Consider the following 26,319-nt stretch of genomic DNA (forward strand, 5'->3'; position numbering starts at 1 on the left):
AAATTGAAAATCCTTTAATTGTTATGACTAAATATATTTTTGTTACGGGCGGCGTTACTTCGTCGTTGGGGAAAGGTATTATTGCTGCCTCCCTTGCTAAACTTCTCCAAGCGCGTGGCTATAAAGTTACCATTCAAAAATTTGACCCTTACATTAACATTGATCCAGGAACATTAAATCCATATGAACATGGTGAATGTTATGTGACTGAAGATGGTGCCGAAACTGACCTTGACTTGGGTCATTACGAGCGTTTCTTGAATGTCCCTACCTCACAAGCAAACAATGTCACAACAGGCCGCATCTATCAACACGTTATCCAACAGGAACGTGAAGGTGCATATTTAGGAAAAACCGTTCAAGTAATTCCGCATATCACAGATGAGATAAAACGCAGAATGCAATTGCTGGGAGAGTCTGGTCAATATGATATTGTGATCACCGAATTAGGAGGAACTGTTGGTGATATTGAATCTTTACCCTTCGTGGAAGCAGTAAGACAACTCCGTTGGGAATTGGGAGCCAATAATTCGTTGGTTATCCATTTGACTTTGGTTCCATATTTGGCTGCTGCTGGCGAGCTGAAAACAAAACCTACTCAACATTCTGTTAAAACATTATTGGAATATGGGGTACAACCTGATATTCTTGTTTGTCGTACAGAACATAAATTATCTCAGGAAATCCGTAAAAAATTAGCACAATTCTGTAATGTCAATATCAATGCAGTAGTCGAATCCATCGATGCTTCTACAATTTATGATGTGCCTTTACTGATGCTGAAGGAGAACTTGGATAAAACGGCATTAACAAAACTGAAACTTTCCAACAAAAATGAGCCTGATCTGGAAAACTGGAAAAACTTTTTAGGTAAGCTTAAAAACCCGACAAATGAAATTAATATTGCATTGATTGGGAAATATGTTGAACTTCCAGATGCGTATAAATCCATTACTGAAGGATTTATCCATGCAGGTGCTACAAATGAGTGTAAGGTAAAAGTGAGTTACATTGCTGCCGAAAGTGTTACAAAAGAAAATGTTGCTGAAAAGCTAAAAGGAATGGACGGCGTGTTGGTTGCTCCGGGATTCGGTGAACGCGGTTTGGATGGTAAGTTAAATGCTATCCAATATGTTCGTGAAAATAATATTCCTTTCTTTGGGATCTGTTTAGGTATGCAATGTTCAGTAATTGAATTCGGAAGAAACGTATTGGGACTGAAAGATGCCAACAGTTTTGAGATGGATGCCAACACGACTAATCCGGTTATCAATCTGATGGAGGAGCAAAAAAACATCACCAATATGGGTGGTACCATGCGTTTGGGCGCTTACGATTGTGAAATTAAAAAAGGAACTAAAGCCTTTGCAATCTATGGCAAAACAAAAATTTCTGAAAGACACCGTCACCGTTATGAATTTAACAACGACTATTTGAAGCAATATGAAGCGGCCGGAATGATTGCTTCAGGCTTCAATCCAGAGACTGGATTGGTAGAAATTGTGGAACTGAAAAACCATCCATTTTTCGTTGCCGGACAATTTCATCCAGAATTAAAGTCAACAGTTGCAAATCCTCACCCACTTTTTGTTAGCTTTGTAGCCGCTGCTTTGGCCAACAAGAAATCAAAGTAGTAATAGAAGGATACAATTAATTAAGTTTAATTATTAAAAATGGATAGAAATACCCTAATTGGTTTGGTCCTGATGTTTGCTATCATCACTGGTTCATTTTACCTGATGAAGCCTTCAGAATCAGAAATCAAACAAGAACAAGCGCGACAAGAGGCTAAAGCGCGTACAGAAAAAGGACTTCCTGCTGAAAGTGACTCTACCGCGAAAGCCAAAACAGCACAAACAGCAGTGATTGCTGATTCGGCGGAACTGAAAAAGCCTTTTGGTGCCACGAAATTTGGAACCGAGAAAGTCATCACGATTGAAAATGAAAAAATCATTGCCAAGATCAGCACGAAAGGCGGTAAAGTTAAATCTGTCGAACTAAAAGGTGAAAAGAATTTCAATGGAAAACCGTTGATGCTTTTTGAAGGTGAGGACAATAAATTTGGTTTTCTGTTTAATGCAGCGGGTCAAAACGTGGCAACAAACGATTTGTACTTCAATACAGAATCTTCGGATATCCAAGTTTCTGGTGAAGGAAAACAATCGGTAAAATTCAGACTAAATTACAATGCCGACCAATACATTGAATATATATACTCTATTGCCGGCAAAGGTTATAATGTAGCGCTGGACATCCATACAAAAGGGATACATAATTTAGTTCCACAAAGTCAAAAAACGTTGACCCTTAACTGGAATACCACGTTAAGACAAAAGGAACAAAATATAGAGTCTGAAAGACAAAAATCTACCCTTTACTATAAAGAAGACAATAAGGTAGATCATCTTTCAGAATCAAAAGACGCTGACGAAGCATTGGAGAAAAAAGTGGAATGGATTGCTTTTAAGCAACATTACTTTTCTAGTATCTTGAACGCGAAAGATGGTTTTGTGAATGCTAAAGTGGATGTAAAACATGCGACTGAAACGGATGTCATCAAGTTTTACAATACGAACGCGGAATTAGCATTTGATAACCATAAGGACAATAGCTATTCGTTGAACTTCTTCTTTGGCCCGAACCAATACAATGTGCTGAAAGCGGAGGGTAATGATTATCAATCGATCATCAATATGGGCTGGGGCCCTATGCGTTGGATCAACCAATGGATTACGGTACCGGTATTCAACTTCCTGGATGGTTTCCATATGAGCTACGGTATCGTGATACTCTTATTGACGCTGATGTTGAAATTGATCCTTTCGCCAATGACCTACAAATCCTATGTTTCTATGGCCAAAATGCGCGTATTAAAACCGCAGCTGGACGAGATCAAAGCAAAAGTCGGCGAAGACAACCAAATGTTGATGCAACAGGAGCAAATGAAATTGTACAAACAGGTCGGTGTCAATCCTCTTGGTGGATGCCTTCCCCTCGTATTACAAATGCCTTTTACAATTGCATTCTTCTATTTCTTCCCAAATTTGTTTGAATTGAGAGGACAGAGTTTCTTGTTTATGAAGGACATGTCAACCTATGATACGTTATTCACATTTGCTCCCATCTTTGGATCGTTTAACCACATTTCTTTGATGTGTATCCTGATGACGTTAACAACGTTGTTGACCACTTGGTATAACAATGCTACATCCGGCGCTACAGGTCAGATGAAATACATGGGCTATATCATGCCGTTGATTTTCTTCTTTGTGTTGAACAGCTTCCCGGCTGGTTTGAACTACTATTACTTCTTGAGTGCTTTATTTACATTCTTGACGCAATTGGTAATCCGCACCATGGTGAATGATGAGAAAATATTAGCTAAATTGGAGGAGAACAAAAAGAATCCAAAAGCAGAAAAAAAATCAAGCTTCCAGGCTAAAATGGAAGAAATGATGCGTGCTCAACAGCAGGCACAACAAAATAAAAATAAATAGTAACATTTATTCGATTGATAAATAAGGCTTCCAGATTGGAAGCCTTATTTGTTTGTAAACTTTTGTAGCACTTTGCCAAACCAAACGTTAAAAGGGATGTTAATAGGTTAAAATTTAAAATATGAACTTTAAAAACATCGCAATATTGGCCATCTTAAGTATTGGTCTTGGTAGTTGTTCTGTCGTCAACAAGAAGTCGACTGATCAAAGTGAAAACAGTTCGACATCAACTGTCGTTGGAAAAAAGTGGCAATTAATTGAAATCAATGGGCAGGCCGTAGCGGATCAAATCAATGGTAAAATGCCCTATCTGCAACTGGAGGAAAAACGCTACAGTGCAAGTGGGGGCTGCAATGGCATCGGAGGAGATTTAATACTATCCAAAAATGGAAAAATTAAATTTGCTCAGGGAATGTCAACTATGATGGCCTGTCCGGATATGTCTATCGAACAAGCGCTGTCAAAAAACTTGATCGCTGCAGACAATTACACTGTCAACAATGGTATTCTTAGCCTGAACAAAGCTAAAATGGCTCCATTGGCAAAATTTAAGTTGATCCAGGACGATAAGCAGCAACTTTCTGGAACTTGGGAGCTTGATTATATATCGGGCGCACGCATTGCTTTCGAGGGTCTATATCCCGACCGTAAACCAACAATGATATTTGACGCGGTCAGCGGAAAGGTAAATGGCAATAGTAGCTGTAACAACTATAATATGACGTTCAAAACCAATGGAAATAGTATTAATTTCGGCCCCATTATGTCAACAAAAATGGCTTGCGAAGGGAATGGCGAAGCAACTTTTTTCTCTACCTTAGAAAAGGTGAACACGTACAGTATCAGCGAGAATACCCTAACATTTATCATGGGCGATATCGCCATTATGCGGTTTAAACGCAAATAGTCAAGTTCAGTTTGCGTTTAATTCAGCTAAAAAGGGCTTTGTTGTTTAACAAAGTCCTTTTTAGTAATTCTCGACATCAAGAAACGAAAAGTTAGCCGGAAAGCAGCTACACGAAAGCACTAAATCCAGTTATACTTCGACCAACAATGAGGGAATTAATCTCCTTTGTACCCTCATAGGAATAAATTGCTTCTGCATCCGCCAGAAATCGCGCGACATTATACTCTAACAAAATGCCATTGCCCCCCATGACTTCACGGGCTTTGGAAACAATATCTCTCGTACGCAAAGAACAAAACACTTTTGCCAGCGAAGCATGTTCATCTCTTAGCTCACCTTTATCCTGAAGTTCAGATAGCCTAAAGACTAGCGTTTGCATAGCGGTCAAATTGGATAACATTTCAACCAGGTGATTCTGAATAAGCTGAAAAGAGGCGATTGGCTTACCAAACTGTTTCCTTTTTCGGGTATAATCCAATGCATTTTCATAGGCTCCTCTAGCACAGCCCACAGCCATCCAGGCGACCCCGGCCCGCGTCATCTGAAGAACCTTACCTGTATCTTTAAAGGAATCTGCCTTTTGTAAACGGTCACTTTCAGGAATGATACAATGATTTAAAGTAATGAGGCCATTCTGCACAATACGCAACGCCATCTTATCCTTGATCTTTTCGACAGAAAAACCCGGGTTATCCTTCCTTACAATAAAACCTTTGACTTCTCCATCATCGAGATCCCTAGCCCATATAATTGTAATATCGGAAAAAGTAGAATTTCCGATCCATTTTTTCTGACCATTCAAAACCCAACCATCGGTTGTTTTTTTACAAGTTGTCGTCAATCCGCCTGCAGCCCCCGAGCCCACTTCAGGTTCTGTTAATCCAAAAGCACCTATCACCTGCATCTGTTGCATCTTGGGCAACCACTCTTGCTTTTGTTCTTCAGATCCGCAAAGATAGATTGACCCCATTGCCAAACCACTCTGTACGCCAAAGAATGTTGCTACAGAAGCATCCACACGTGCTATCTCAGCCGCTATAATTCCTTCCATCAAAGAACTTCCGCCCATACATCCATACCCATTGTATGTATATCCACAAATATTTAAAGCCGCCAGTTTGGGTACGATTTCAAAAGGAAATTCATCTCTCAACCAATATTTATTAACTATTGGTTTGACTTCGGTCTCCATAAATTCTCTCACCTTCAATTGTAAAGCGCGGTCTGTATCGTTTAATTTACTGTCCATCGCATAGAAATCACCATTAATAGGAGGCAATTCTCGCTTTTCCTTTCCGGAATTCAGCATTTTCATTAAACCATGCAGCTGTTTATCATCCATTTTTGATACAGCATCCATAACTGCTCCCAAATCCACTTTTTTTGCTATTTCTTCCAATTTGGCAAAGTCTATCGATTTTGCCAAATCCATTATATTCTTAACTTTATCAAACATATGTGTATTTTTTTTAAAGTGCGTACTTCTCAAAATAAGAAAAATAACCGAAAATTGTTTGCTATTTAATAACAGTTGGACCGATACATTTGTCGAGTTAGAGGCGGCACACAACTTATGCACAACAAATAGACAAGATCCACCTAGCGATTGCCTTACTTAACCCTTGTAACGCTAAAGGATAGCGCAGTCGAAAGCCTAAGATACACGTCTTGCTAAAAAAAATAAAACTTTGATAAACAAACTTTTATATAAATTTTTAAAAAAAATATATTTTTTGGGTTACCTTTTTTAGTTACGTGTATTAACAGATGAAAAAGAAAATTATTTCAATTTAAATTAGAAAATTAGAAAATGAAAAACGCATTAAAATTCGGTTTCTTAGGTTTAGCTTTAACTGTAGCTTTCGCATCTTGTAACAATTCAGAGAAAAAATCTGAAGGTGCTGCAGATTCAGCTTCTGCTTTAGTTGATTCAGCTGCTAACACTTTGGATTCAGCTGCTAACCACGTAGATTCAGCTGCTGTTAAAGTTGATTCTGCTGCTGCTAAAGTTGATTCAGCTGCTACTAAAAAATAATTTAGGACTGAATAAAGCTTTTGGAAGGCCTTTTTTAACAAAAGGTCTTTCTTTTTTCAAAAAGAGAAAAATCTGGGGTTACCTTTTTAATTTATCGGTATTAACCCCTAAATAACAAGATTTAAAAATATTTAATTTTAATAAAATGAAAAACGCATTCAAATTCGGTTTCTTAGGTTTAGCTTTAACATTAGCTTTCGCATCATGTGGTGAAACTGGTAAAACAACTGACGCTGCTACTGATTCAGCTAATGTTGCTTTAGATTCAGCTAACACACAATTGGATTCAGCAAAAACTGCTGTAGATTCAGCTGAGGCTAAAGTTGATTCAACTAAAGCTGCTCACTAATTTTCTGAAATATAATTTAGACCTTATAAAAAAGCTTCCTTCACCAAGGAGGCTTTTTTTATATCTGCGCCAATTAAATTGCTAAGCTCCAAGCATTTTTTTACCTTTGCCAAAAAATCATTCAATCTATGGCTTTATCATCTTTAACAGCAGTTACTCCTATCGACGGACGCTATTACAATAACACTCATGAACTTTCAGCATTTTTTTCTGAATTTGCTTTAATAAAATATCGCGTACGCGTGGAAGTGGAATATTTTATTGCATTATGTGAATCAGGTATTGCCCAATTGCAACAATTTGACAAAAGTCTAAATGAGAAATTGCGTGATATTTATAGAAATTTTTCCGAGGAAGATGCCATTTGGATCAAAGACACAGAGAAAGTTACGAACCATGATGTTAAAGCGGTTGAATATTTTCTAAAAGATCAATTTGAAAAATTAGGGCTACAGGACTACCTTGAATTCATTCATTTTGGTTTAACATCGCAAGATATCAATAATACAGCTATTCCGCTTTCTTGGAAAGAAGCCATTAAAAAAAGTTACTCGCCAGCGATTGACGAGCTGCTTCATGAATTAAAATCATTAGCGACGTCATGGTCGGGCATTCCGATGTTGGCCCGTACACATGGACAGCCTGCGTCTCCAACTCGATTGGGCAAAGAGTTCTATGTTTTTATCGAACGAATAGAGCGACAGTTACAACTACTCAATCAAGTTCCATATTCCGCCAAATTTGGTGGTGCAACAGGTAATTTCAATGCGCATCAGGTTGCTTATCCGGAAACCAATTGGATCAATTTTGGAAATAATTTTGTCAACAATATCTTGGGTTTAGACCGTTCTCAAACCACAACGCAAATTGAACATTACGATAACTTTGCGGCAAGCTGTGATGCTTTAAAACGCATAAACAATATCCTAATCGATTTATGCCGCGATATCTGGACTTATATTTCGATGGATTATTTTAAACAAAAAATCACTGCCGGACAGATCGGTTCATCCGCTATGCCCCATAAGGTCAATCCAATTGACTTTGAAAATGCAGAAGGAAATTTGGGCATTGCAAATGCTATTTTCGAGCATCTCTCCGCTAAATTACCGATTTCACGTCTTCAGCGTGATTTAACAGATTCGACGGTTTTACGTAATATTGGTGTTCCATTTGCGCACACGCTAATTGCCGTTAAATCGACATTAAGAGGTTTACGTAAATTGATTTTAAACGAACAGGCATTGGCTGATGACCTTGAAAATAACTGGGCTGTAGTTGCCGAAGCATTACAAACCATATTAAGAAGAGAAGGCTATCCAAAACCGTACGAAGCGCTGAAAGATCTTACACGTACAAACACGCGGGTAACGAAAGAGACAATCGCAGCGTTTGTCGATCAGCTACATGTTTCCGATAAAGTCAAAGCAGAACTCAAAGCGATCAGTCCTGCTAACTACACGGGTGTCACTTTATAAGCTTTTACTTATAAATGACCTTAATAAAGCTCCTTTTGATATATATTTGCTTGGAATAAAAAAATAGATAATACATGGCTACGATTAACGTATATACAGAATCTACACCCAACCCTTCTACCATGAAATTCTTGGTCAATAAGTTATTGATCAACGGTAGTGTGGATTTTCCAAATAAAGAAGCAGCACAAGATTCACCGTTTGCACTTGAATTGTTCAAATTTAATTTTGTAAATGGCGTATTTTTCGCGAGTAACTTCGTAACTATCACCAAAACGGAAGATGCGGAATGGGAAGACATCGAAGCTTTGTTGAAAGATTTTGTAAAAGGGGCTGTAGAGTCTGAACTTGCTGTAAAAACGGTACACCACGACACAGAAGTGAATTTTGAGGGCACCGAAACTGAAGTAAAGATACAACAAGTTTTACACGATTATGTACGACCTGCTGTTGAACAGGATGGGGGTGCCATACATTATAAATCATTTAATGAAGGTGTGGTAACGGTTGAACTAAAGGGTTCTTGTAGTGGTTGTCCATCATCGACAATTACTTTAAAAGCAGGCATTGAAGGATTGTTGAAGCGCATGGTTCCGGAAGTGACTGAAGTTGTTGCTGAAGCCATGTAATCTTAGCTTCACATTTATAATAAAAAGGATTCGGCAATTAGTAGTGCTGAATCCTTTTTTTATGTCCGGTAATGTAAAAGGTCTGAAAATATCCAGCGTATCAAAGTACTAGTCAGGTAGGCAAAACTCCTCGGTTTCACTAGCATTTTTTGATTGCTATCCTGCGAACCTTCTTCTGAAGCGGCTTGATATTCGGGCATAAGTCAATATAAATTCATTTTTTAACAAGCATCTAGCTTAAAAATAGTTAACTTTACGACCAATTGTGAAACCAACAAAAAAAATGAGTGCAGATATTATCAAACTAGAACAAATTGCATCACAGGTAAGACGTGATATCGTACGTATGGTACACGCTTGTCAATCAGGACACCCAGGTGGTTCGTTAGGTTGTACAGATTACTTTGTGGCGCTTTATTTCAATGCAATGAAACGCAATCCTTCCTTTGACATGGATGGAAAAGGAGAAGATCTATTCTTCCTGTCAAATGGACACATCTCTCCTGTATTTTATAGTACATTGGCACATGCGGGATATTTTGAAGTGAGCGAATTAGCAACGTTCAGAAAAATCAATTCCAGACTTCAGGGTCACCCTACAACACACGAGGGCCTTCCGGGCATTCGTATTGCTTCGGGATCTTTGGGCCAAGGATTATCTGTTGCAATTGGTGCCGCACAGGCAAAAAAATTGAATAAAGACAATAATCTAGTTTATGTATTAATGGGTGATGGTGAATTGCAGGAGGGCCAAGTTTGGGAAGCTGCAATGTATGCACCACACAACAAAATAGACAATCTGATCGCTACTGTTGACTACAACAAAGCGCAAATTGACGGATCTACGGATCAAGTATTATCTCTTGGTGATCTTCGTGCAAAATGGGAAGCGTTCGGCTGGGATGTGATGGAAATTGCGAAAGGCAATGATATGAACGCTGTGGTAGCTGGTTTGGCAGAAGCCAAGTCACGTACAGGAAAGGGTAAACCTGTCATCATCCTAATGCATACCGAAATGGGCAGTGGTGTTGATTTTATGATGGGCTCTCACAAATGGCATGGTGTTGCTCCAAGTGACGAACAATTGGCGTCGGCGTTGAATCAGCTTACAGAAACTTTAGGAGATTACTAGAATGAAAAAATATACTTATACAGAGTCAAAAGATACACGTTCAGGATTCGGAGCGGGCTTATTGGAAGCGGGAAAGCAAGATGAAAATGTGGTTGCATTATGTGCTGATTTGATCGGTTCGTTAAAAATGAACGATTTTATTAAAGAGTTTCCAGAGCGCTTTTTCCAAATCGGTATTGCGGAAGCAAATATGATGGGTATTGCAGCCGGGTTGACTATCGGCGGTAAAATCCCATTCACGGGTACGTTCGCGAATTTCTCTACTGGCCGTGTTTACGATCAAATTCGCCAATCGATTGCATACTCTGACAAAAATGTAAAAATTGCTGCATCGCACGCGGGTTTGACATTGGGTGAAGATGGTGCAACTCACCAAATCTTAGAAGATATTGGTTTGATGAAAATGCTACCAGGAATGACGGTGATCAATCCTTGCGATTTTAATCAAACAAAAGCGGCTACTATTGCAGTAGCTAAATATGAAGGTCCAGTTTATTTGCGTTTTGGCCGTCCTGTTGTTCCTAACTTTACCCCTGCTGATCAAGAATTTGTTATTGGTAAGGCGGTGTTATTAAATGAAGGAACAGATGTTTCCATTATTGCTACGGGTCACTTAGTGTGGGAAGCTATACAAGCTGGGGAAAAATTGGCAGAATTAGGTATTAACGCCGAGATTATCAATATCCATACAATCAAACCTTTGGATGAGGAGGCTATTTTGAAATCTGTTGCCAAAACGAAATGTGTGGTAACGGCAGAAGAGCATAATCGTCTTGGTGGTTTAGGTGATAGCGTGGCTCAGGTATTAACAAGAGAGTTACCTACTCCGCAAGAGTATGTTGCTGTCAATGATAGTTTTGGGGAATCAGGTACTCCTGCTCAGTTGATGGAGAAATATGGTTTGAATGCAGCAGCTATTGTTGCAGCGGCTCAAAAAGTAATCAAAAGAAAATAACAATACTACGCAGGTCAATATATGGATGACGCTTTAATTATAGCAAAGTTCGCTGAAGAAAGTACGCGAGAAGAAGCTTTCCGTTTATTGTTGAAGAAATATCAACAGAAGATTTATTGGCATGTGCGAAGAATGGTCATCGATCATGACGATGCGGACGATGTTGTGCAGGATATCTTTGTGAAAGTATGGAAGAATCTTGGAAACTTCCGAGAAGACTCGCAACTATATACTTGGCTTTATCGCATTGCAACGAATGAATGTATCACCTTCTTAAATAAGAAAAAACAAAAGCAGAACGTGTCGTTGGATGACGACACGACTGCTTATTTGGCAGAAACACTTGCTGATGGCAATTACTTTAGCGGCGACAAGGCTCAAATGAAATTACAACAGGCACTGTTGACCTTGCCGGAGAAACAGAAATTGGTTTTCAATATGAAATATTTTGAAGACATGAAATATGACGAGATTTCAGAAGTACTCGGAACGAGTGTTGGGGCGCTTAAAGCTTCATATCATTTAGCCGTCAAAAAAATTGAGGCTTTTTTTAACAACAATGATTAAACCTTTTGGCTAAATTAGGCTCTAACAGATACTATGAAGGAAAATGGCACATATCATGATGGGCTGGAGCCTAACAATCTTCCAGCATCGTTGCGTAAAAATCCATTTGACTTACCGGAAAATTATTTCAATGATCTAGAATCAAAAATAATTACGCAAGTCAAATTGGTTGAAAGCAAAGACACCGTCTTTGAGGTTCCAGAAGGGTATTTTGACAATCTCTATGATGTCATTGTGTGTAAAATCGCGGAAGATAATTTAAAAAGTCAAGTCATAGTGGACGGTTTCGAAATTCCTGAAAATTATAGTTCTGAGCTTTCAGGATCTATTCTCAGCCAAATTTCAGAAGACGCATTAAAAGAAAAAGTTTCATCTGATGGTTTTACACTGCCTCATGATTACGACCACGTCCTTGAAAATTCTATTTTTTCACGTATAGCTGAACACGAATTGAAGGATACAGTTCTTACAGATGGATTTTTGACGCCAATTGACTATGAGAAAACCTTAGAATTGACTATTTTATCGCGTATTGCTGAAGAAAAATTAAAAGAAACTGTTGGTACTACCAATTTTGATGTACCCCAACATTATTTTGAGAATCTGTCAGATCGAATTATTAACGCTGTACAGGAGGTTGAAAAAGATGTTACACCTATCCATCGCATAGGCAAGCCAAAAAAATGGTATGCTCGTTACGCTGTCGCTGCATCTTTTGCGGCCATGTTGAGTATGGGGGGGTACTGGGGCTATCAATATCTACAACAAAATGTTGTTGCTGCAGATGGGATCACAGAGGAGCAACTGAGCCAGCATTTATCTGAAATTCCTAAGCAAGAAATCATCAATTACCTTGCAGCGTCAGCGTCTGGTGATGATATGATATATATGTCCCAATATACTGATGAAGCTAATCTCCCTACTAATGGATTTGGCAGCAATTTATCTAAACAAGAAATAGAAGATTATCTAAATTATACCTTATAATGATGTTCAAGAAAAAATACATATGGATAACATTGTTCTTTAGTATATTTTCTATTGCCTTGAGCTTTGCACAAGACAAAAATCGATTTCAAGCTATAGAAAATGAAAAAATAGCTTACATTACTAAAGAACTAGATTTGACGCCAAGAGAGGCTCAGCAATTCTTCCCACTCTATAATGAGTATAGTCAAACACTTTGGGATATCAGAAAAGAAAAGTTAAATGGTGCTCCTAAAAACAGCTTTAGAAATGGTTCGAGAGATATATTACAGTACGATGCGAAAGAAGTGGAGATCAAAAAGGAATACCGGGCTAAATTTGCCAAAGTGATTGGCAACGCGCGAGCATCGCAATTTTTCGAAGTTGAGCAAGAATTTAGGGAACATCTTTACAAATCCCTGCAGAATAGAAGAAAATAATCTTAAAAATAGAAAAGAAGTCTTAAAGACTTCTTTTTTATTTTCGGACATTTGTAATATCATGGTAAGCAACAGAGAATTATTTTTAATGAATACTGCTCAAACATCTAGCTCTCCTAGATTGGTTGAAGTGGTAAAGGCTGAAGGTGTTTACCTTTATGGCCCCAATGGAGAAGAATATATGGATTTAGTCTCCGGGTTTAATGTCAGCAATATAGGCCATCGTCATCCAAAAGTGTTAGAGGCCATAAAATCACAATTGGATAAATACTTACATGTCACCGTTTATGGTGAATTTGTGCAGGTTCCTCAAGTGCAGTTTGCAACAGAATTACTCGCAGAGCTCCCTGCTCATTTTCAATCTGTTTACTTCACTAACAGCGGAACTGAAGCGGTAGAGGGTTCCATGAAAATAGCAAAGAAATATACTGGCCGTAGGCAGATTATAGCTGCAAAAAAAGCCTATCATGGCAGCACACAGGGTGCACTCAGTCTGATCGGAAACGACGAGTATCGTAAAGCGTATGCTCCTCTCCTACCCGAAATAGATTTTATCGAGTTTAATGAGCTGGAAGACCTAACAAAGATTACCGAACAAACTGCTGCAGTTATACTCGAAGCTATTCAGGGGGAAGCTGGTGTTCGGGTGCCAGACATCGCTTACATGCAAGCCGTCAGAAGACGCTGTGATGAAACTGGTACCTTACTCATCTTTGATGAGATCCAAACTGGCTTCGGCCGGACAGGCCGTCTTTTCGCTTTTGAACACTTTGGTATTGTTCCCGATATCTTGATGCTCGCCAAAGGTATAGGCGGCGGTATGCCCTTGGGGGCTTTTATTGCAGCAAAGGAAGTTATGGATGTTATTAAAGATAATCCTATGCTTGGGCACATCACGACTTTTGGTGGCCATCCTGTGAGTTGTGCAGCAGCTCTGGCTTCGTTAGCAGTCATCAAAACAGAAAATTTAGTTGAGCAGGTAGAAAGAAAAGCTCTTTTATTCAAAGAAAAGCTCAAACATCCTGCGATCAAAGAAATTCGCGGATTAGGTCTTATGATGTGTCTTCAATTGCACTCTTTTGATCAGGTTTACAATGTGAGCAGGTACTGTGCTGAGAATGGGGTAATGATTGATTGGTATCTGCATTGTGAAACAGCCCTGCGTGTAGCTCCGCCATTGACGATTACAGAACTTGAAATCGAAAAAGCGTGTAATATCCTTATAAAAGGTTTGGAAAAGTATGCTTAAAAGTATGTAACTTTAAGCATAATAAATCCTCATAATAAACAAAAACCTAATAATGAATACGAACCGCAGATCATTTATCAAGAAAAGTATCATTGGCACCGGTCTTTTGAGTGGCGCCAGTTTACTAGGAAACGAAGTTTTCGCCCATGAATCAACATCCAGTGCCTCAAAAATAAGTTTAAATAACGACGACATTATTTTATTCCAGGGCGACTCCATTACAGATGTGGGTCGGGATAGGAATAACAGAAATGCCAATGACACTGGTGCGCTGGGTCACGGTTACGCTTTATTGGCCGCTAGTCAACTTTTAAATAAATATCCAGCAAAGAACCTCAAAGTTTATAATACAGGTATCAGTGGCAACCGTGTACCGGACCTACAGAAGCGTTGGCAGGAAGATACATTGGCCATTAAACCAACAGTATTAAGCATTTTGATTGGTGTAAACGACTTTTGGCGCACGATTGATCGGGGCGCACAAACTACAGTTGATGAATATAAATCCCAATATCAACAATTATTGCAGGAGACGCTACAAAAGCTTCCCAATGTCAAACTGATCATTGGAGAACCCTTTGCGGTCAAAGGGGTGGGCCATATTACTGATGCTTGGTATCCAAAGTTCTTGGCTTATCAAGAATCTGCCCGTGAAATAGCAAAAGAATTTGGGGGAATCTTAATTCCCTATCAAAAAATATTTGATAATGCTCAAAAGAATGCTCCTGGTGCCTACTGGGCGGCAGATGGAGTTCACCCCACACTTGCTGGGGCACAGATGATGGCATCCGCCTGGATGGAATGCATTAAATAAAAATAGCGAGCGGATATCGTACTGGATATTCGCTCGCTATTTTTAACAGACGACACAATTGCTATTGTTTATTTTCAAGTTTAAATCTCTTTGTATTGCGTTTTTTGTAGATCGGGAAGAAAATAAGCTACAATACCGATCAAAGGAAGATAAGAACATAAGTGATAAATAAACTCGATAGAAGTGTGATCTGCCTGCCAGCCTAGCACAGCTGATCCTATTCCGCCCATTCCAAATGCAAAGCCGTAAAATAAACCGGAAACCATGCCTAGTTTTTTCGGCAATAGCTCCTGTGCATAAACAATAATCGCTGGAAAAGCTGATGATAAAATTAATCCGATCATGACGATCAATATCCCCGTCATGGTAAGTCCTACATAGGGTAAAGCCAATGCAAATGGTGCAACACCAAATACAGAAAACCAGATAACATATTTTCGGCCAAATCGATCGCCGAATGCTCCTCCTAATAGGGTTCCGACAGCAACTGCAATAAGAAAATAAAAGAGATAAACCTGGGCTTCTACTTCACTAATCCCAAATTTTTTAATGGTATAAAACTGAAAGTAATTTGTGATACTGGCGATATAGAAATATTTTGATACGATCAACAATAGGAGGATAATCACAGTCATGACGATCCGCCCATTGGGTAAATCTGGCACGCGTATCGCTCGCTTGGTAGATTTAGCTGTATTTCGAAGCCTTTCTTTATACCAACTTCCGATATAATAAGATATAAATTGGCCAATGATTGTGAATAGGCACATCCATGCGATTGCCTGCTGCCCTCTCGGTAAAATCAAAAAAGCGACAATAATTGGGGCCATAGCTGTCCCCGCATTTCCGCCGATCTGAAAAATAGATTGTGCCATACTCCTTCTTCCACCTGACGCCATGTAAGCGACGCGAGACGATTCGGGATGAAAAATTGAAGATCCAACCCCAACGAGAAAAACTGAACATAAGATCCATTCATAACTGTTTGCTTTTGAAAATAAAAGCATACCAAGGAGAGAAAAAGACATTCCGATAATCTGCGAATATGGAACAGGATATTTGTCTGTAAATGAGCCCACAACAGGCTGGAATATTGATGCTGCTATCTGATAAACCATTGTGATCATTCCAACCTGCGAAAAGCTCAGATGATGTTCTTCTTTGAGCAAGGGATATGTCGCTGGTATCACTCCCTGAATCATGTCATTCAAAAGGTGCACCATGCTTACGGCAAATAAAATAGAAAAGATAGGTCTACTCGATTTTTCTTGTATCATGACGTTGTTCAAAAATTAAAAAGGTTGGTTTTCGCAAACCAACCCAAATTATCTTCATGTAATAAATTATAACACGCGGACCAACAATCCTTTCAGATATTCTCCTTCGGGAAAAGAGGCCCGCACAGGATGGTCCTCAGGTTGATGAAACTGTCTGATAAACTGAATTTCCTTACCTGCATCCAACGCTGCCCAAGCAAGCACTTGTTTGAAGGTATCCATATCCATCGCGCCTGAACAAGAAAAGGTTGCTAACAAACCACCACTATTTAACAACATCAATCCACGGCGGTTCAGATCTTTGTAAGCTCGAGATGCTCTTTCCAAGGCTGATCGTGATGGTGCATACTTAGGCGGGTCTAAGACTATCATATCAAATTTTTCACCCGCATCGATGAATTTGCGTAATTGCTTGTTTACATCCGCCAATATTGCTTTATGTCGACTGGGTTCAAATCCATTTTCAACAATATTCTTTTCTAGGGTTTCAATAGCCAGCGCAGAGCTATCTACGGAAATGACTTCTGATGCCCCGTTTTTCAGACTATTCAATGTAAAGCCACCAGAATAGCAAAAACAATCCAGGACTCGCTTATTAGAAACGTAGTTAGCTGTCAGCTGACGGTTTTCTCGTTGGTCGCAATAGAATCCAGATTTTTGTCCATCAATAATGTTCACCTTATAATGGATACCATTTTCGACAACGTCAACAAATTCTGGTGGAAGTTCTCCATACAAAAGCCCATTGGTGTCGGGTAGTCCCTCATGTTCACGGGATTTCAGATCGCTACGTTCATAAATTCCTTTTGGCTGTAGCAAAGCATTCAATTCGTCGATAATAATTGATTTAACTTTTTCAAGTCCAACTGCGTGAACCTGAATAGATATAAAATCTGCATATTTATCTGCAATAAGTCCAGGAAGAAAATCTGCTTCAGCAAAGATTAGACGAACAGTATTCGTCACGTCTTTCTGTAATAGGTGCTGTCGTGCCGAAACAGCCTTTTGGACGCGTGAACGCCACCACGCTGCATCAATCGGCACTTGAGGATTCCATTCTAACAAACGAATGGCCACGCGCGAGCTATTGTGAAATAGCCCATAGGCAATAAATTCACGTTCAGCATTGTAAACACCAACAACTTCGCCATCCTCAATTTTATCGGACAATGATTTAATTGCTCCAGAAAATACCCAAGGATGCAATTGCCACGCAGCTTTATCCTTACCCTTATTCAAATAAACTGATTTCATTACTGCAAAATTAACGTATTAATTCGACATCATGACGAAACTTTCTGGATAAAACCTCGCTCTTTCTCAACACGTCATACTTTTTTTAAATTATTCCTTCCGTGTAAAAGAACCGCTATTTGTGAATGAAAGCAAAAAGGGCTCCGAAAGGAGCCCCCAGCATTTAATTATGGTTGATTAGATATTTTTTGAATGCTTCAAAATCGACTTTTAAAGGTTCAGCTAACTTTTCCTTTCCTTGCAAAGCTTCTGCTCCTTTAGGCAGAACTATCTTTTCAAACACATCTACAGCGATTGCATCAGGGAATTTGCAGGGATGAGCAGTAGATAAGAAAACCGAAGCATAGTGACCAGGATACTCATTTGCATAGGCACGAGCGCCAAGCCATGCGATTGCTGTATGTGGACAGGCGATATAGTTCGATTCTTCAAATAACTTCTGCATTCCTCTTTCTGTTTCTTCGTCTGTAAAAGTATAAGAAGATAACATACTTTTTAATTCGTCCACATCTCCTCCAAAGATATCCAGTATACGAACCCAGTTGCTCGGGTTTCCGACATCCATTGCATTGCTCAATGTTTGTACTGAAGGCAGCGGTTCATATTTGCCTGATGAAAGAAATCTAGGTACGGTATCATTTACATTTGTTGCCGCAACAAAATGTTTGACAGGTAGCCCCATCTTATAAGCTAATAGGCCTGCCCCAATATTACCAAAATTACCACTCGGTACTGTAAATACGACCTCATTGATTCCTTGCGACTTTAATTGCGCATACGCATAAAAGTAATAGAATGTCTGCGGGATCAATCGTGCTATATTAATTGAATTAGCTGAAGTCAACCGTAAGACGGCATTCAGTTCGGAATCATTGAAAGCCTGTTTCACTAATGCCTGGCAATCGTCAAATGTACCTTCCACTTCAATAGCACGAATGTTTTGTCCATTCGTAGTCAATTGTAATTCCTGAACCTCGGACACTTTACCTTTGGGGTATAAGATGGTTACACGCGTTCCCTCAACACCCAAAAATCCCAAGGCAACAGCTCCACCAGTATCGCCAGATGTTGCAACAAGCACATCCAGTAATTTATCATCCGTCTTCGAAAAATAACCCATCACTCTGCTCATAAACCGGGCACCAAAATCCTTAAAGGCGTAAGAAGGTCCATGGAAAAGTTCGAGCACAGCTGTGCTGTCGGTCAAGAATTTTACGGGAGCATCAAAGTTAATCGCGTCGTTCACGATTTGTTTTAAATCTTCTTTGGGAATATCATCCCTCAAGAGCGTGTAAGCGACTTCAAATGCAATCTCCTGTAAAGAATGCTGCTGAATATTCTTAATAAATAATGGATCCAATTGAGGGATCGCTTCCGGCATATACAACCCTTTGTCTGCTGGTAGCGAATTGAAGACCGCATCTTTAAAGGAAACTTCTAATGTTTTATTATTTGTGCTATAAAATTTCATATGTAATATTCTTTTTTTTTAAGGCCATATGAAACATCCCGTTTTAATTTGAACTGATATTTTCACATGGATATTTCACTTTGTTATCTTTTTAAGAGGTAAATATGAATTAACCTTAGATTTGATAGACCGCTATGCTGTAAATAACTTTTGATCTAATATTCGGGGGCCTTCTACATTGACACGGGAAACGTATCCAAAACTATCAATTTCATTTTCTTTGAGATGAGTTTGAATTTTGTCTGCGATATCCTCTGCTATTTTCTCGTCTCGTGTTATTGCCACAACTGATGGTCCAGAGCCAGAAATACCGAAACTTAAGGCACCGTGTTTTAGAGCAATCTCTTTCATTTCATAAAATTGAGGGATTAAAATAGCTCGCGTCGGTTCGATAAGAACGTCTTTCATGCTTCGCGCAAGGAGATCATAATCTTCTTTGAACAAAGCAGCTACCAATCCCGCGATATTACCCCACTGGGTGACAGCGTCTTTTAATAGTACTTTATCTTTAATAAGTTGTCTAGCGTCGCGTGTGGGAACATCGACCTGTGGAAAAACGACTGCAGCAACGAGTTCTTTAGGCGAAGGAATGGAAATCACATCCAAAGGTTCATTTCCCCGAATTAGCGTTATGCCTCCATAGAGTGCTGGTGCCACATTATCAGCATGTCCCGTACCACAGGCCAAGCGCTCGCCTTCGACACAGAATGGCAATAATTCTTCTTTTGTCAAGGGGTTACCCAGCATGGCATTGATGGCAAAAAGCCCTGCCACGGTGCTGGCTGCGCTAGAACCTAAACCCGATCCGATAGGCATATGTTTATGTAATTCAATTTCCACACCGACCTTTGAAGAAATATTCAGAGCCTGTAATAAATACTGAACGCAGGCAGAAACGGTATTTTTACCTGGATCAAGGGGCAATCTTCCATCGTCGCCTGTTATTTTACGAATAGTTACCCCGGGTTGTGTAGTGCGCCGCATGACCACCTCGTCGCCTGGCGCCTCAACCGCAAAGCCCAGTATGTCAAAACCACAGATCATATTGGCGACAGTTGCAGGTGCAAAGACACGAACTTCGGACAGCATGCTGTCTAAATTTACAATCTTATCTTTCAGATACTCTACATTTAAATTATTAGCCATCATGTAATTGTTATTTTCCTTGAATCGTTTTTATGCTCCAACATTGACTAAATCGGCAAATACACCCGCAGCTGTTACTTCAGCCCCAGCCCCCGGACCTTTTACTACTAAAGGACGTTCTTTATAGCGCTCTGTTGTAAATGATATAATATTGTCACTACCCGATAATGCATAGAAAGGGTGGTTTTCATCAACAAACTGAATCGCAATGGATACTTTTCCATTTTCCAATTTTCCGATGTAGCGTATTACTTTATTTTCATCTTCAGCTTTCTTCTTCATGCCTTCGAAATAGTCATTTTCGCGCTGCAATTCTGCGTAAAACGCATCTACGGATTCAGCTTTCAAACATGCCGGCGGAAGTATTGAACCCAGGTCTACGTCCTCGGCTTCCACAGGATATCCGGCATCCCTAGCTAATATGAGCATTTTACGCATAAAATCTATACCGCCTAAGTCGTCCCTTGGATCTGGTTCAGTATAGCCTAGTTCCTGTGCCTGTTTAACAACATCATAAAAAGAAGCATCAGCTTTAAAATTGTTGAAGATATACGAGATTGTTCCAGATAAAATAGCCTCTATCTTGACAATACGATCACCACTCAACATCAAGTCTTTGAGTACGCGGACGATAGGTAGTCCCGCGCCTACGTTTGTCTCATAAAAAAAGTCCACACCGTGTCGATGAGCGGTATCGCGTAGTGTTTTATATTGCTCATACTTACCTGAGTTCGCAATTTTATTGCAGGTGACGATCGAAATATTGGATTTAAAGATGTCTTCATAATAGGTAGCTGGTAATTTGCTCGCGGTATTATCTATAAAAACACAGTTTGGCAGATTGAGTGCCTTCATACGTTCAATAAACAAGGCCAAGTCTGATTCAGTTCCATTTCTGTCGAGTTCATTAGACCAATTATTTAAATCAACACCTTCGGTATTAAAAAGCATCTTACGGCTATTCGAAATTCCGACGACTTTAATTTCGATATCGTTTTTATCCAGTAGGAAATCATGTTGACTTTCCAGCTGTTTAAATAAAGTTGCGCCGATGTTGCCCGTACCAATATTAAACACATGAAGGGTTTTCTTTAGCTCAGCAAAAAAAGCGTCGTGTACAGCGTTAAGCGCCTTCGCCAGATCTTCCTTACCTATAATAACAGATATATTGTATTCAGATGAGCCCTGTGCTATAGCGCGAACGTTAATGCCATTCCTCCCTAGCGCGGCAAATAATCGACCGGACATACCAGGTGTCTTTTTCATATTTTCGCCAACGATAGCCAAGACTGAAAGGTTATCTTCAATCGCTGGAACGATGAGCTTATTGGCTTGGATCTCCAATTCAAACTCCACTTCGATTAATTGTATCGCGCGTTTGGCGTCAGATGGGTTTACAGCAAATGTGATGCTATGTTCGGAAGATGACTGCGTAATTAACACAACATTGATTTGCTCTCTAGCCAATAAAGTAAAAAGCCTTCCGCTAAAGCCCGACTTGCCGATCATGCCTGAACCACTTAGATTGATAACCGAAATATCCGATATAGAGGAAATTCCTTTTATTGGTAGCGCTGTTTTGCCGCTATCAAACTGAATGACGGTTCCGGAGAAATCAGGCTCAAAGGTATTTCTAATAACAATCGGAATTTTCTTCAAGAAAGCAGGGATCATGGTAGGAGGATAAATCACCTTAGCACCAAAGTAAGACAATTCCATGGCCTCGGTATATGATAAAACAGGTAAAGAAAAAGCTTTTTTTACAATGCGTGGATCCGCGGTCAACATGCCATTTACGTCTGTCCAAATTTCAATAGCTGCCGCGTTTAATATGGATCCGAAGATAGCTGCTGTATAATCTGAACCGCCTCTTCCTAGAGTGGTAATACGACCGTTTTCGTTACTACCGATAAAACCCGTCACAAATAATAATTTATCGCCATGTGATATGTATAGTGATTTCACCAATTGCTCGGTCAATGTTTCATTTAAATGCGCATTACCAAAGTTCGAATCAGTTTTCACATAGTGAGAAGCATCCACAAATAATGATTCTGGAACATATTGTTCCATCACTTTAGATACCATATAATTCGAACAACGCTCGCCGTAGCTTAATATCAAATCTTTGCTTTGATAGCTCAGCTCTTTTAGTGCAAAAATTCCTTGAAGAAGATCTTCTATTTCATTAAAAAATAATTTCAGCTTTGTAAATACAGGATTTTGATATTTCACAGCCAGAAGTTCTTTCACTACTGTAAAATGCCTATCTTCCAAGGATTTCAGTCCCTCTGAAAAGGATTTTCCTTCTGCAGCGTCCTCAGCTAACTGCGTAAGCAAATTTGTCACACCCGACATAGCTGACAACACAACCAACGGTTTTTCCTTTGCATCATAAGATTTTTTCACGATGCCCAGGACTGCCTTTAAGCTTTCTACTGTACCGACTGATGTGCCTCCAAATTTTAAAACTTTCATGCTACTTTATACTGTTTGTTTAGATTGATGATTTTACGATAAAAAAAGAAGCGCTTTCCTGTTTTGAGGAAAGCGCTTCTAAATATTGTGTCTACAATTATATACAACGAAACTACTTCCTCCTGAGTCTTATCCCGGTGGTAATAATAATCGACGTAATAATTGAAGTTGTGTTCATTGCTTTTAATTATGTTCTGTAAATATAGAACAAATATTATCACTTTACCAAAGAAAATTAATATTTTTTTTAAGATTCACAATAGTAACCTCATTGAGGTGGTATTTTATCATCACATAAGTACGCTAAAATAGCGTAGGTGCTGTCCTTAATAAATACGGAAACGCACCAGATAAAATCGTTCTTAACAAGTATAAATACATCTTTGAAGATGTTAAAATTGTTAAAATTTCGTTAAATACGTGAAAATAAATTTGACCTTAAACTGTTATTGTATTATATTCGCAACAGTGCTGTCCAAAATAGATGACAGTATTCAATTTTTAAAAGTTAAATGTTGTACAAAAAAGCGATTTAATGAAAACAAAGAAATTTATAGCGTCAATGCTATTTATCGGCTTATGTCTAGTGTCGCAGGCACAAACCAACAGAAACTCCAAACCAGAATCAGATCCTGACAACTTAGCGAAGGAATACTTTTCACAAATCATGGGAGTTGCAGTATCAGCAACCACAAACACCAAACTTTATCAATTTGTTTATGAATGGCTAGGTACTCCTTACCGTTTAGGAGGAGATTCAAAGAGAGGCATTGATTGTTCAAAATTTTCTTACGAATTATACGACAAAGTGTTCAACACATCGCTGGGGTATAATAGCAGAAATCAGTACTCTCAAGTAAAAACTGTCGAAAAGAATGAACTTAAAGCTGGTGATTTGGTATTCTTCAAAATTAGAAGTAGAAGTATTACCCATGTAGGGGTTTATATCGGAGATAATAAATTTGCACATGCATCTTCTAGTAAAGGTGTCATGATCAGCAACCTAGATGAGCCATACTGGCGACGTTATTACTACAATGGAGGTCGTTTACCAGAAGATAATAGAACGCTTACTGCGGAGATAATCAAAGCAGAAAAAGATAATAAATTGAATTAATAGGATTAGATTCACTCTCTGAAAGTCCAAAGCGTTTAACTCGTTTTGGACTTTTTTTATACAATATAATATCCTATTTTTACCCAATAATCATTGGAAATACTATTATGTCTTCAAAGAAAACCCTCATCTTAAATAAAGAACAAATAAAACAAAAATCTATTCGGATTGCCTATCAAATATTGGAAGACAATTTTGAAGATGAAACGCTCGTATTGGTAGGTATTGCTGACCGGGGCTATGTATTTGCTCAACGTCTTCAAGCAATTTTGCAGGACATTTCAGACAAAGAGATTCTATTGATTAAGGTCACAATGAAGAAGACCAGCAGGTCATTAAGCGCAAACACAGACTTAGCTGTTGACATTGCAAAAGACAAGACGATTATCCTTGTTGACGATGTACTCAATAGTGGCAGGGCACTAGCTTATGGGCTGGGTGTATTTTTGAATGTACCGTTAAAAAAAATGAGAACTGCTGTATTAATTGATAGAAGTCACCATAAGTTCCCAATATTTAGCGATTACTATGGTACAAAGCTTTCTACGATATTACGGGAGCACGTAACTGTTACGCTCGAAGAATTTGACAATGAAGAGGATGCAGCATGGTTAATTTAATCCATGCTGTTATTTTTTTGAGACTTTCAATTTCATACCTGGTTTTATCCGGTTTCCGCTCAAATCGTTTTCACTTTTAAGCCGGCCCACTGAAGTACCATTTTTATCTGCAATCTCAGATAATGTATCGCCTTTCTTTACGACATAGTAAGCTGTACGTGTGGTGTTGGCTACATGCTGCTGGCTTTTCTTTGCAGATCGTTCTGTATTACGGGCTAATTTTGTATTTACAAAATCATCCTTCTTTTTTATTAGTAGGTTTTGTCCAGGAACAATTTGATTGCCGCGCAGATTATTCCAGGATTTTATATCCTGAACTGTCACGTCAAACTTATCAGCAATGGAAGCGAATGTTTCGCCAACTTTCACTTTATACTTTCCATTGAGTAGGGTCTGCACTATGTTTTCATTTTGGATTGCATTTGACGGGGCGACTGGCGTATTAAGTGCTGCATACAACTCTTCTGTAGCAATTTTCTTGTCCACTACAGGTAACACTAACCGCAATGGGGCATCCTCGGTACCATTTAATACATTCTTCTTAAAACTAGGATTTAATGCGCGTAATGTTTCTTTAGACACCTGTAATGCATCTGCTATTTGGTTCAATGATATCCGCTTATTGATATCCAAGATCTGCGTTCTTAATGAAAGTTCGGTATCTGCCGCATTGATATTATTTTCATCTGCATACTTCATCGCATAGGTCATAGCGATAAATTTCGGGATATAGTTTTGAGTTTGTTGTGTCAAATAAGGTGCAACATCCCAAAAAGTTGCCTTCTCCTTTCCTGAGCGCTGAATTGCACGGCTAACAGCTCCTTTACCGCCGTTATAGGATGCTATCGCTAATAGCCAATCGCCGTATTCCTCATAAGCCTCTTTTAAAATCTTTGCGATTGCATAGCTGGAGGCGATCGGATCCATACGCTGGTCGGTATAACTGTCTACTGTAAGGTGATAAGTTTTGGCTTCGTAATACATTAACTGCCATAAACCTGTCGCTCCTGCACTGGAAATATCGCGCGGATTTAGGGATGATTCAACTACACTAAGGTATTTGAGTTCGCGTGGCACACCGACCTCATCCAAAATTTTATCAAACAATGGAAAATAGTATTGTCCTAATCCCATCATTCTACACATATAAGGATTATAATTGTCTGAGGTGTATTTCGCCACCAGCTCTTTCACTCGAGGCGAGTAGTCTAGTGGGACCTCTCGTTCTATTGCCTTCAATTTCCGAACCAGCTGTATATCTTCGTCTGTTATTTCCGAATGCTGCTGTCCGTTATTCCCCGTAGATTTTATACTATCTAGGTATTGGTAAATCTCCTGTTTTTCCTTTTCGATGCTTTTTTGAAAGAAGTTTTGAGCTGCTTCTTTCATACCTTCTACAGCGCTTTCTTGGGCCTTAAGTGGCAGCACAAAGCATACCCCTCCTAGTAATGAAATTAACGCCTGTTTTCCGATCATAAATTTACTGTTAAATCCGAGTTTGATTGATCTACTGAAAAATCAACAATAATCTAAACGCTTAGAAATGGGTTTTAGTATAAAAATGGTTTTCGCCCTATTCAGCTTTAGGTCGAGTATAAAACAAAATACGATTTTGCTCCTCGCAAAATCGTATCCATGCTATAATGGGATCTAAACTTCCCTTATTTATTATCTTCTACCTCAGTTTTTTTCTCTGTTGGAGAGTCCTCTTTTTGGCCATCTTTAAATTCCTTAACGCCCTTACCCAACCCGCGCATCAATTCGGGAATCTTCTTGCCACCAAATAATAGTAACAATATTACTACAATGACAATTAACTCTTGCCCCCCGATTCCCATGATTAATAATGATGTTGACATAACTATAATTTCTTGTTTTTCAATTCTTTTAAACTAAATTTCTCGCTCTCCTTACAAATGTAAGGATAATTATTAAATA

24 protein-coding genes are annotated in these 26,319 nt (G+C 39.0%); 16 read left to right on the plus strand and 8 right to left on the minus strand.

Going from position 1 to position 26,319, the window contains the following annotated elements; translation table 11 throughout:
• The first annotated feature begins 23 nt into the window (after window positions 1–23).
• The 3 genes from B3E00_RS18980 (at window position 24) to B3E00_RS18990 (ending at window position 4,404) form a co-directional block, all read left to right on the plus strand.
• Window positions 24–1,634: a CTP synthase gene (locus B3E00_RS18980; protein WP_293939686.1), complete on the plus strand. Its 1,611-nt coding sequence runs from the start codon at window positions 24–26 to the stop codon at window positions 1,632–1,634.
• Between the two features lie 39 nt (window positions 1,635–1,673).
• A complete protein-coding gene (yidC, locus tag B3E00_RS18985; RefSeq protein ID WP_293939688.1) occupies window positions 1,674–3,497 on the plus strand; it encodes a membrane protein insertase YidC in 1,824 nt (607 codons plus the stop codon).
• Window positions 3,498–3,618: 121 nt separating this feature from the next.
• The gene (locus B3E00_RS18990) at window positions 3,619–4,404 is read left to right on the plus strand and encodes an META domain-containing protein (RefSeq protein ID WP_293939690.1); all 786 of its coding nucleotides are present in this window, start codon (window positions 3,619–3,621) and stop codon (window positions 4,402–4,404) included.
• Between the two features lie 106 nt (window positions 4,405–4,510).
• Here the strand turns inward: B3E00_RS18990 and B3E00_RS18995 are convergent, their stop codons facing one another.
• A complete protein-coding gene (locus B3E00_RS18995; RefSeq protein ID WP_293939692.1) occupies window positions 4,511–5,860 on the minus strand; it encodes an acyl-CoA dehydrogenase family protein in 1,350 nt (449 codons plus the stop codon).
• Between the two features lie 354 nt (window positions 5,861–6,214).
• Here B3E00_RS18995 and B3E00_RS19000 point away from each other — a divergent pair, with 354 nt between their 5' ends.
• The 11 genes from B3E00_RS19000 (at window position 6,215) to B3E00_RS19050 (ending at window position 15,018) form a co-directional block, all read left to right on the plus strand.
• A complete protein-coding gene (locus B3E00_RS19000) occupies window positions 6,215–6,439 on the plus strand; it encodes a hypothetical protein (RefSeq protein ID WP_209581520.1) in 225 nt (74 codons plus the stop codon).
• Window positions 6,440–6,584: 145 nt separating this feature from the next.
• The gene (locus B3E00_RS19005) at window positions 6,585–6,788 is read left to right on the plus strand and encodes a hypothetical protein (RefSeq protein WP_293939694.1); all 204 of its coding nucleotides are present in this window, start codon (window positions 6,585–6,587) and stop codon (window positions 6,786–6,788) included.
• Between the two features lie 128 nt (window positions 6,789–6,916).
• On the plus strand, window positions 6,917–8,266 hold the full coding sequence (gene purB, locus B3E00_RS19010) for an adenylosuccinate lyase (protein WP_293939695.1): 1,350 nt from the start codon (window positions 6,917–6,919) through the stop codon (window positions 8,264–8,266).
• A 74-nt stretch (window positions 8,267–8,340) separates the two neighbouring features.
• Window positions 8,341–8,895: a NifU family protein gene (locus tag B3E00_RS19015; RefSeq protein ID WP_209581510.1), complete on the plus strand. Its 555-nt coding sequence runs from the start codon at window positions 8,341–8,343 to the stop codon at window positions 8,893–8,895.
• 283 nt (window positions 8,896–9,178) lie between these two features.
• The gene (locus B3E00_RS19020) at window positions 9,179–10,027 is read left to right on the plus strand and encodes a transketolase (protein ID WP_293888839.1); all 849 of its coding nucleotides are present in this window, start codon (window positions 9,179–9,181) and stop codon (window positions 10,025–10,027) included.
• Window position 10,028: 1 nt separating this feature from the next.
• On the plus strand, window positions 10,029–10,982 hold the full coding sequence (locus B3E00_RS19025) for a transketolase family protein (protein WP_293881937.1): 954 nt from the start codon (window positions 10,029–10,031) through the stop codon (window positions 10,980–10,982).
• 21 nt (window positions 10,983–11,003) lie between these two features.
• Window positions 11,004–11,549, plus strand: a complete 546-nt coding sequence (locus B3E00_RS19030) for an RNA polymerase sigma factor (protein WP_209581501.1) — start codon at window positions 11,004–11,006, stop codon at window positions 11,547–11,549.
• 33 nt (window positions 11,550–11,582) lie between these two features.
• Window positions 11,583–12,536 (plus strand): hypothetical protein, encoded by a 954-nt coding sequence (locus B3E00_RS19035; RefSeq protein ID WP_293939697.1) that lies wholly within the window; start codon window positions 11,583–11,585, stop codon window positions 12,534–12,536.
• A complete protein-coding gene (locus B3E00_RS19040; RefSeq protein WP_293939699.1) occupies window positions 12,536–12,955 on the plus strand; it encodes a hypothetical protein in 420 nt (139 codons plus the stop codon). The genes B3E00_RS19035 and B3E00_RS19040 overlap by 1 nt, the downstream gene beginning before the upstream one ends.
• A gap of 61 nt (window positions 12,956–13,016) precedes the next feature.
• The gene (locus B3E00_RS19045) at window positions 13,017–14,204 is read left to right on the plus strand and encodes an aspartate aminotransferase family protein (RefSeq protein WP_293939700.1); all 1,188 of its coding nucleotides are present in this window, start codon (window positions 13,017–13,019) and stop codon (window positions 14,202–14,204) included.
• Between the two features lie 52 nt (window positions 14,205–14,256).
• Window positions 14,257–15,018 (plus strand): SGNH/GDSL hydrolase family protein, encoded by a 762-nt coding sequence (locus B3E00_RS19050; protein ID WP_293881927.1) that lies wholly within the window; start codon window positions 14,257–14,259, stop codon window positions 15,016–15,018.
• 80 nt (window positions 15,019–15,098) lie between these two features.
• On the opposite strand, the gene B3E00_RS19055 is transcribed toward B3E00_RS19050, so the two are convergent.
• From B3E00_RS19055 to thrA, 5 genes are all read right to left on the minus strand, one after another.
• Window positions 15,099–16,295, minus strand: a complete 1,197-nt coding sequence (locus B3E00_RS19055) for an MFS transporter (RefSeq protein ID WP_293939702.1) — start codon at window positions 16,293–16,295, stop codon at window positions 15,099–15,101.
• Window positions 16,296–16,361: 66 nt separating this feature from the next.
• Entirely contained in the window at window positions 16,362–17,549 is a 1,188-nt protein-coding gene (locus tag B3E00_RS19060) for a class I SAM-dependent rRNA methyltransferase (RefSeq protein ID WP_293939703.1), read from the minus strand.
• Window positions 17,550–17,712: 163 nt separating this feature from the next.
• Window positions 17,713–19,020: a threonine synthase gene (gene thrC / locus B3E00_RS19065; protein WP_293939705.1), complete on the minus strand. Its 1,308-nt coding sequence runs from the start codon at window positions 19,018–19,020 to the stop codon at window positions 17,713–17,715.
• A 132-nt stretch (window positions 19,021–19,152) separates the two neighbouring features.
• Window positions 19,153–20,109 (minus strand): homoserine kinase, encoded by a 957-nt coding sequence (locus tag B3E00_RS19070; protein WP_293882015.1) that lies wholly within the window; start codon window positions 20,107–20,109, stop codon window positions 19,153–19,155.
• A gap of 87 nt (window positions 20,110–20,196) precedes the next feature.
• Window positions 20,197–22,644, minus strand: coding sequence for a bifunctional aspartate kinase/homoserine dehydrogenase I (gene thrA / locus B3E00_RS19075; RefSeq protein ID WP_293881919.1), 2,448 nt, complete (start codon window positions 22,642–22,644; stop codon window positions 20,197–20,199).
• A gap of 535 nt (window positions 22,645–23,179) precedes the next feature.
• Here thrA and B3E00_RS19080 point away from each other — a divergent pair.
• Together B3E00_RS19080 and B3E00_RS19085 are read left to right on the plus strand one after the other, a co-directional pair.
• Entirely contained in the window at window positions 23,180–23,761 is a 582-nt protein-coding gene (locus B3E00_RS19080; RefSeq protein ID WP_209581483.1) for a C40 family peptidase, read from the plus strand.
• A gap of 107 nt (window positions 23,762–23,868) precedes the next feature.
• Window positions 23,869–24,381 (plus strand): phosphoribosyltransferase family protein, encoded by a 513-nt coding sequence (locus B3E00_RS19085; RefSeq protein WP_209581480.1) that lies wholly within the window; start codon window positions 23,869–23,871, stop codon window positions 24,379–24,381.
• A gap of 9 nt (window positions 24,382–24,390) precedes the next feature.
• On the opposite strand, the gene B3E00_RS19090 is transcribed toward B3E00_RS19085, so the two are convergent.
• Window positions 24,391–25,857, minus strand: a complete 1,467-nt coding sequence (locus tag B3E00_RS19090) for a LysM peptidoglycan-binding domain-containing protein (RefSeq protein ID WP_293939707.1) — start codon at window positions 25,855–25,857, stop codon at window positions 24,391–24,393.
• Between the two features lie 185 nt (window positions 25,858–26,042).
• Window positions 26,043–26,240 carry a twin-arginine translocase TatA/TatE family subunit gene (tatA, locus tag B3E00_RS19095; RefSeq protein WP_209581473.1) on the minus strand — a complete coding sequence of 66 codons (198 nt, stop codon included), beginning with the start codon at window positions 26,238–26,240 and terminating at the stop codon, window positions 26,043–26,045.
• Between the last annotated feature and the right edge of the window lie 79 nt (window positions 26,241–26,319).

This window comes from Sphingobacterium sp. UBA5996, from assembly GCF_002429765.1.
Classification (GTDB): Bacteria; Bacteroidota; Bacteroidia; order Sphingobacteriales; family Sphingobacteriaceae; genus Sphingobacterium.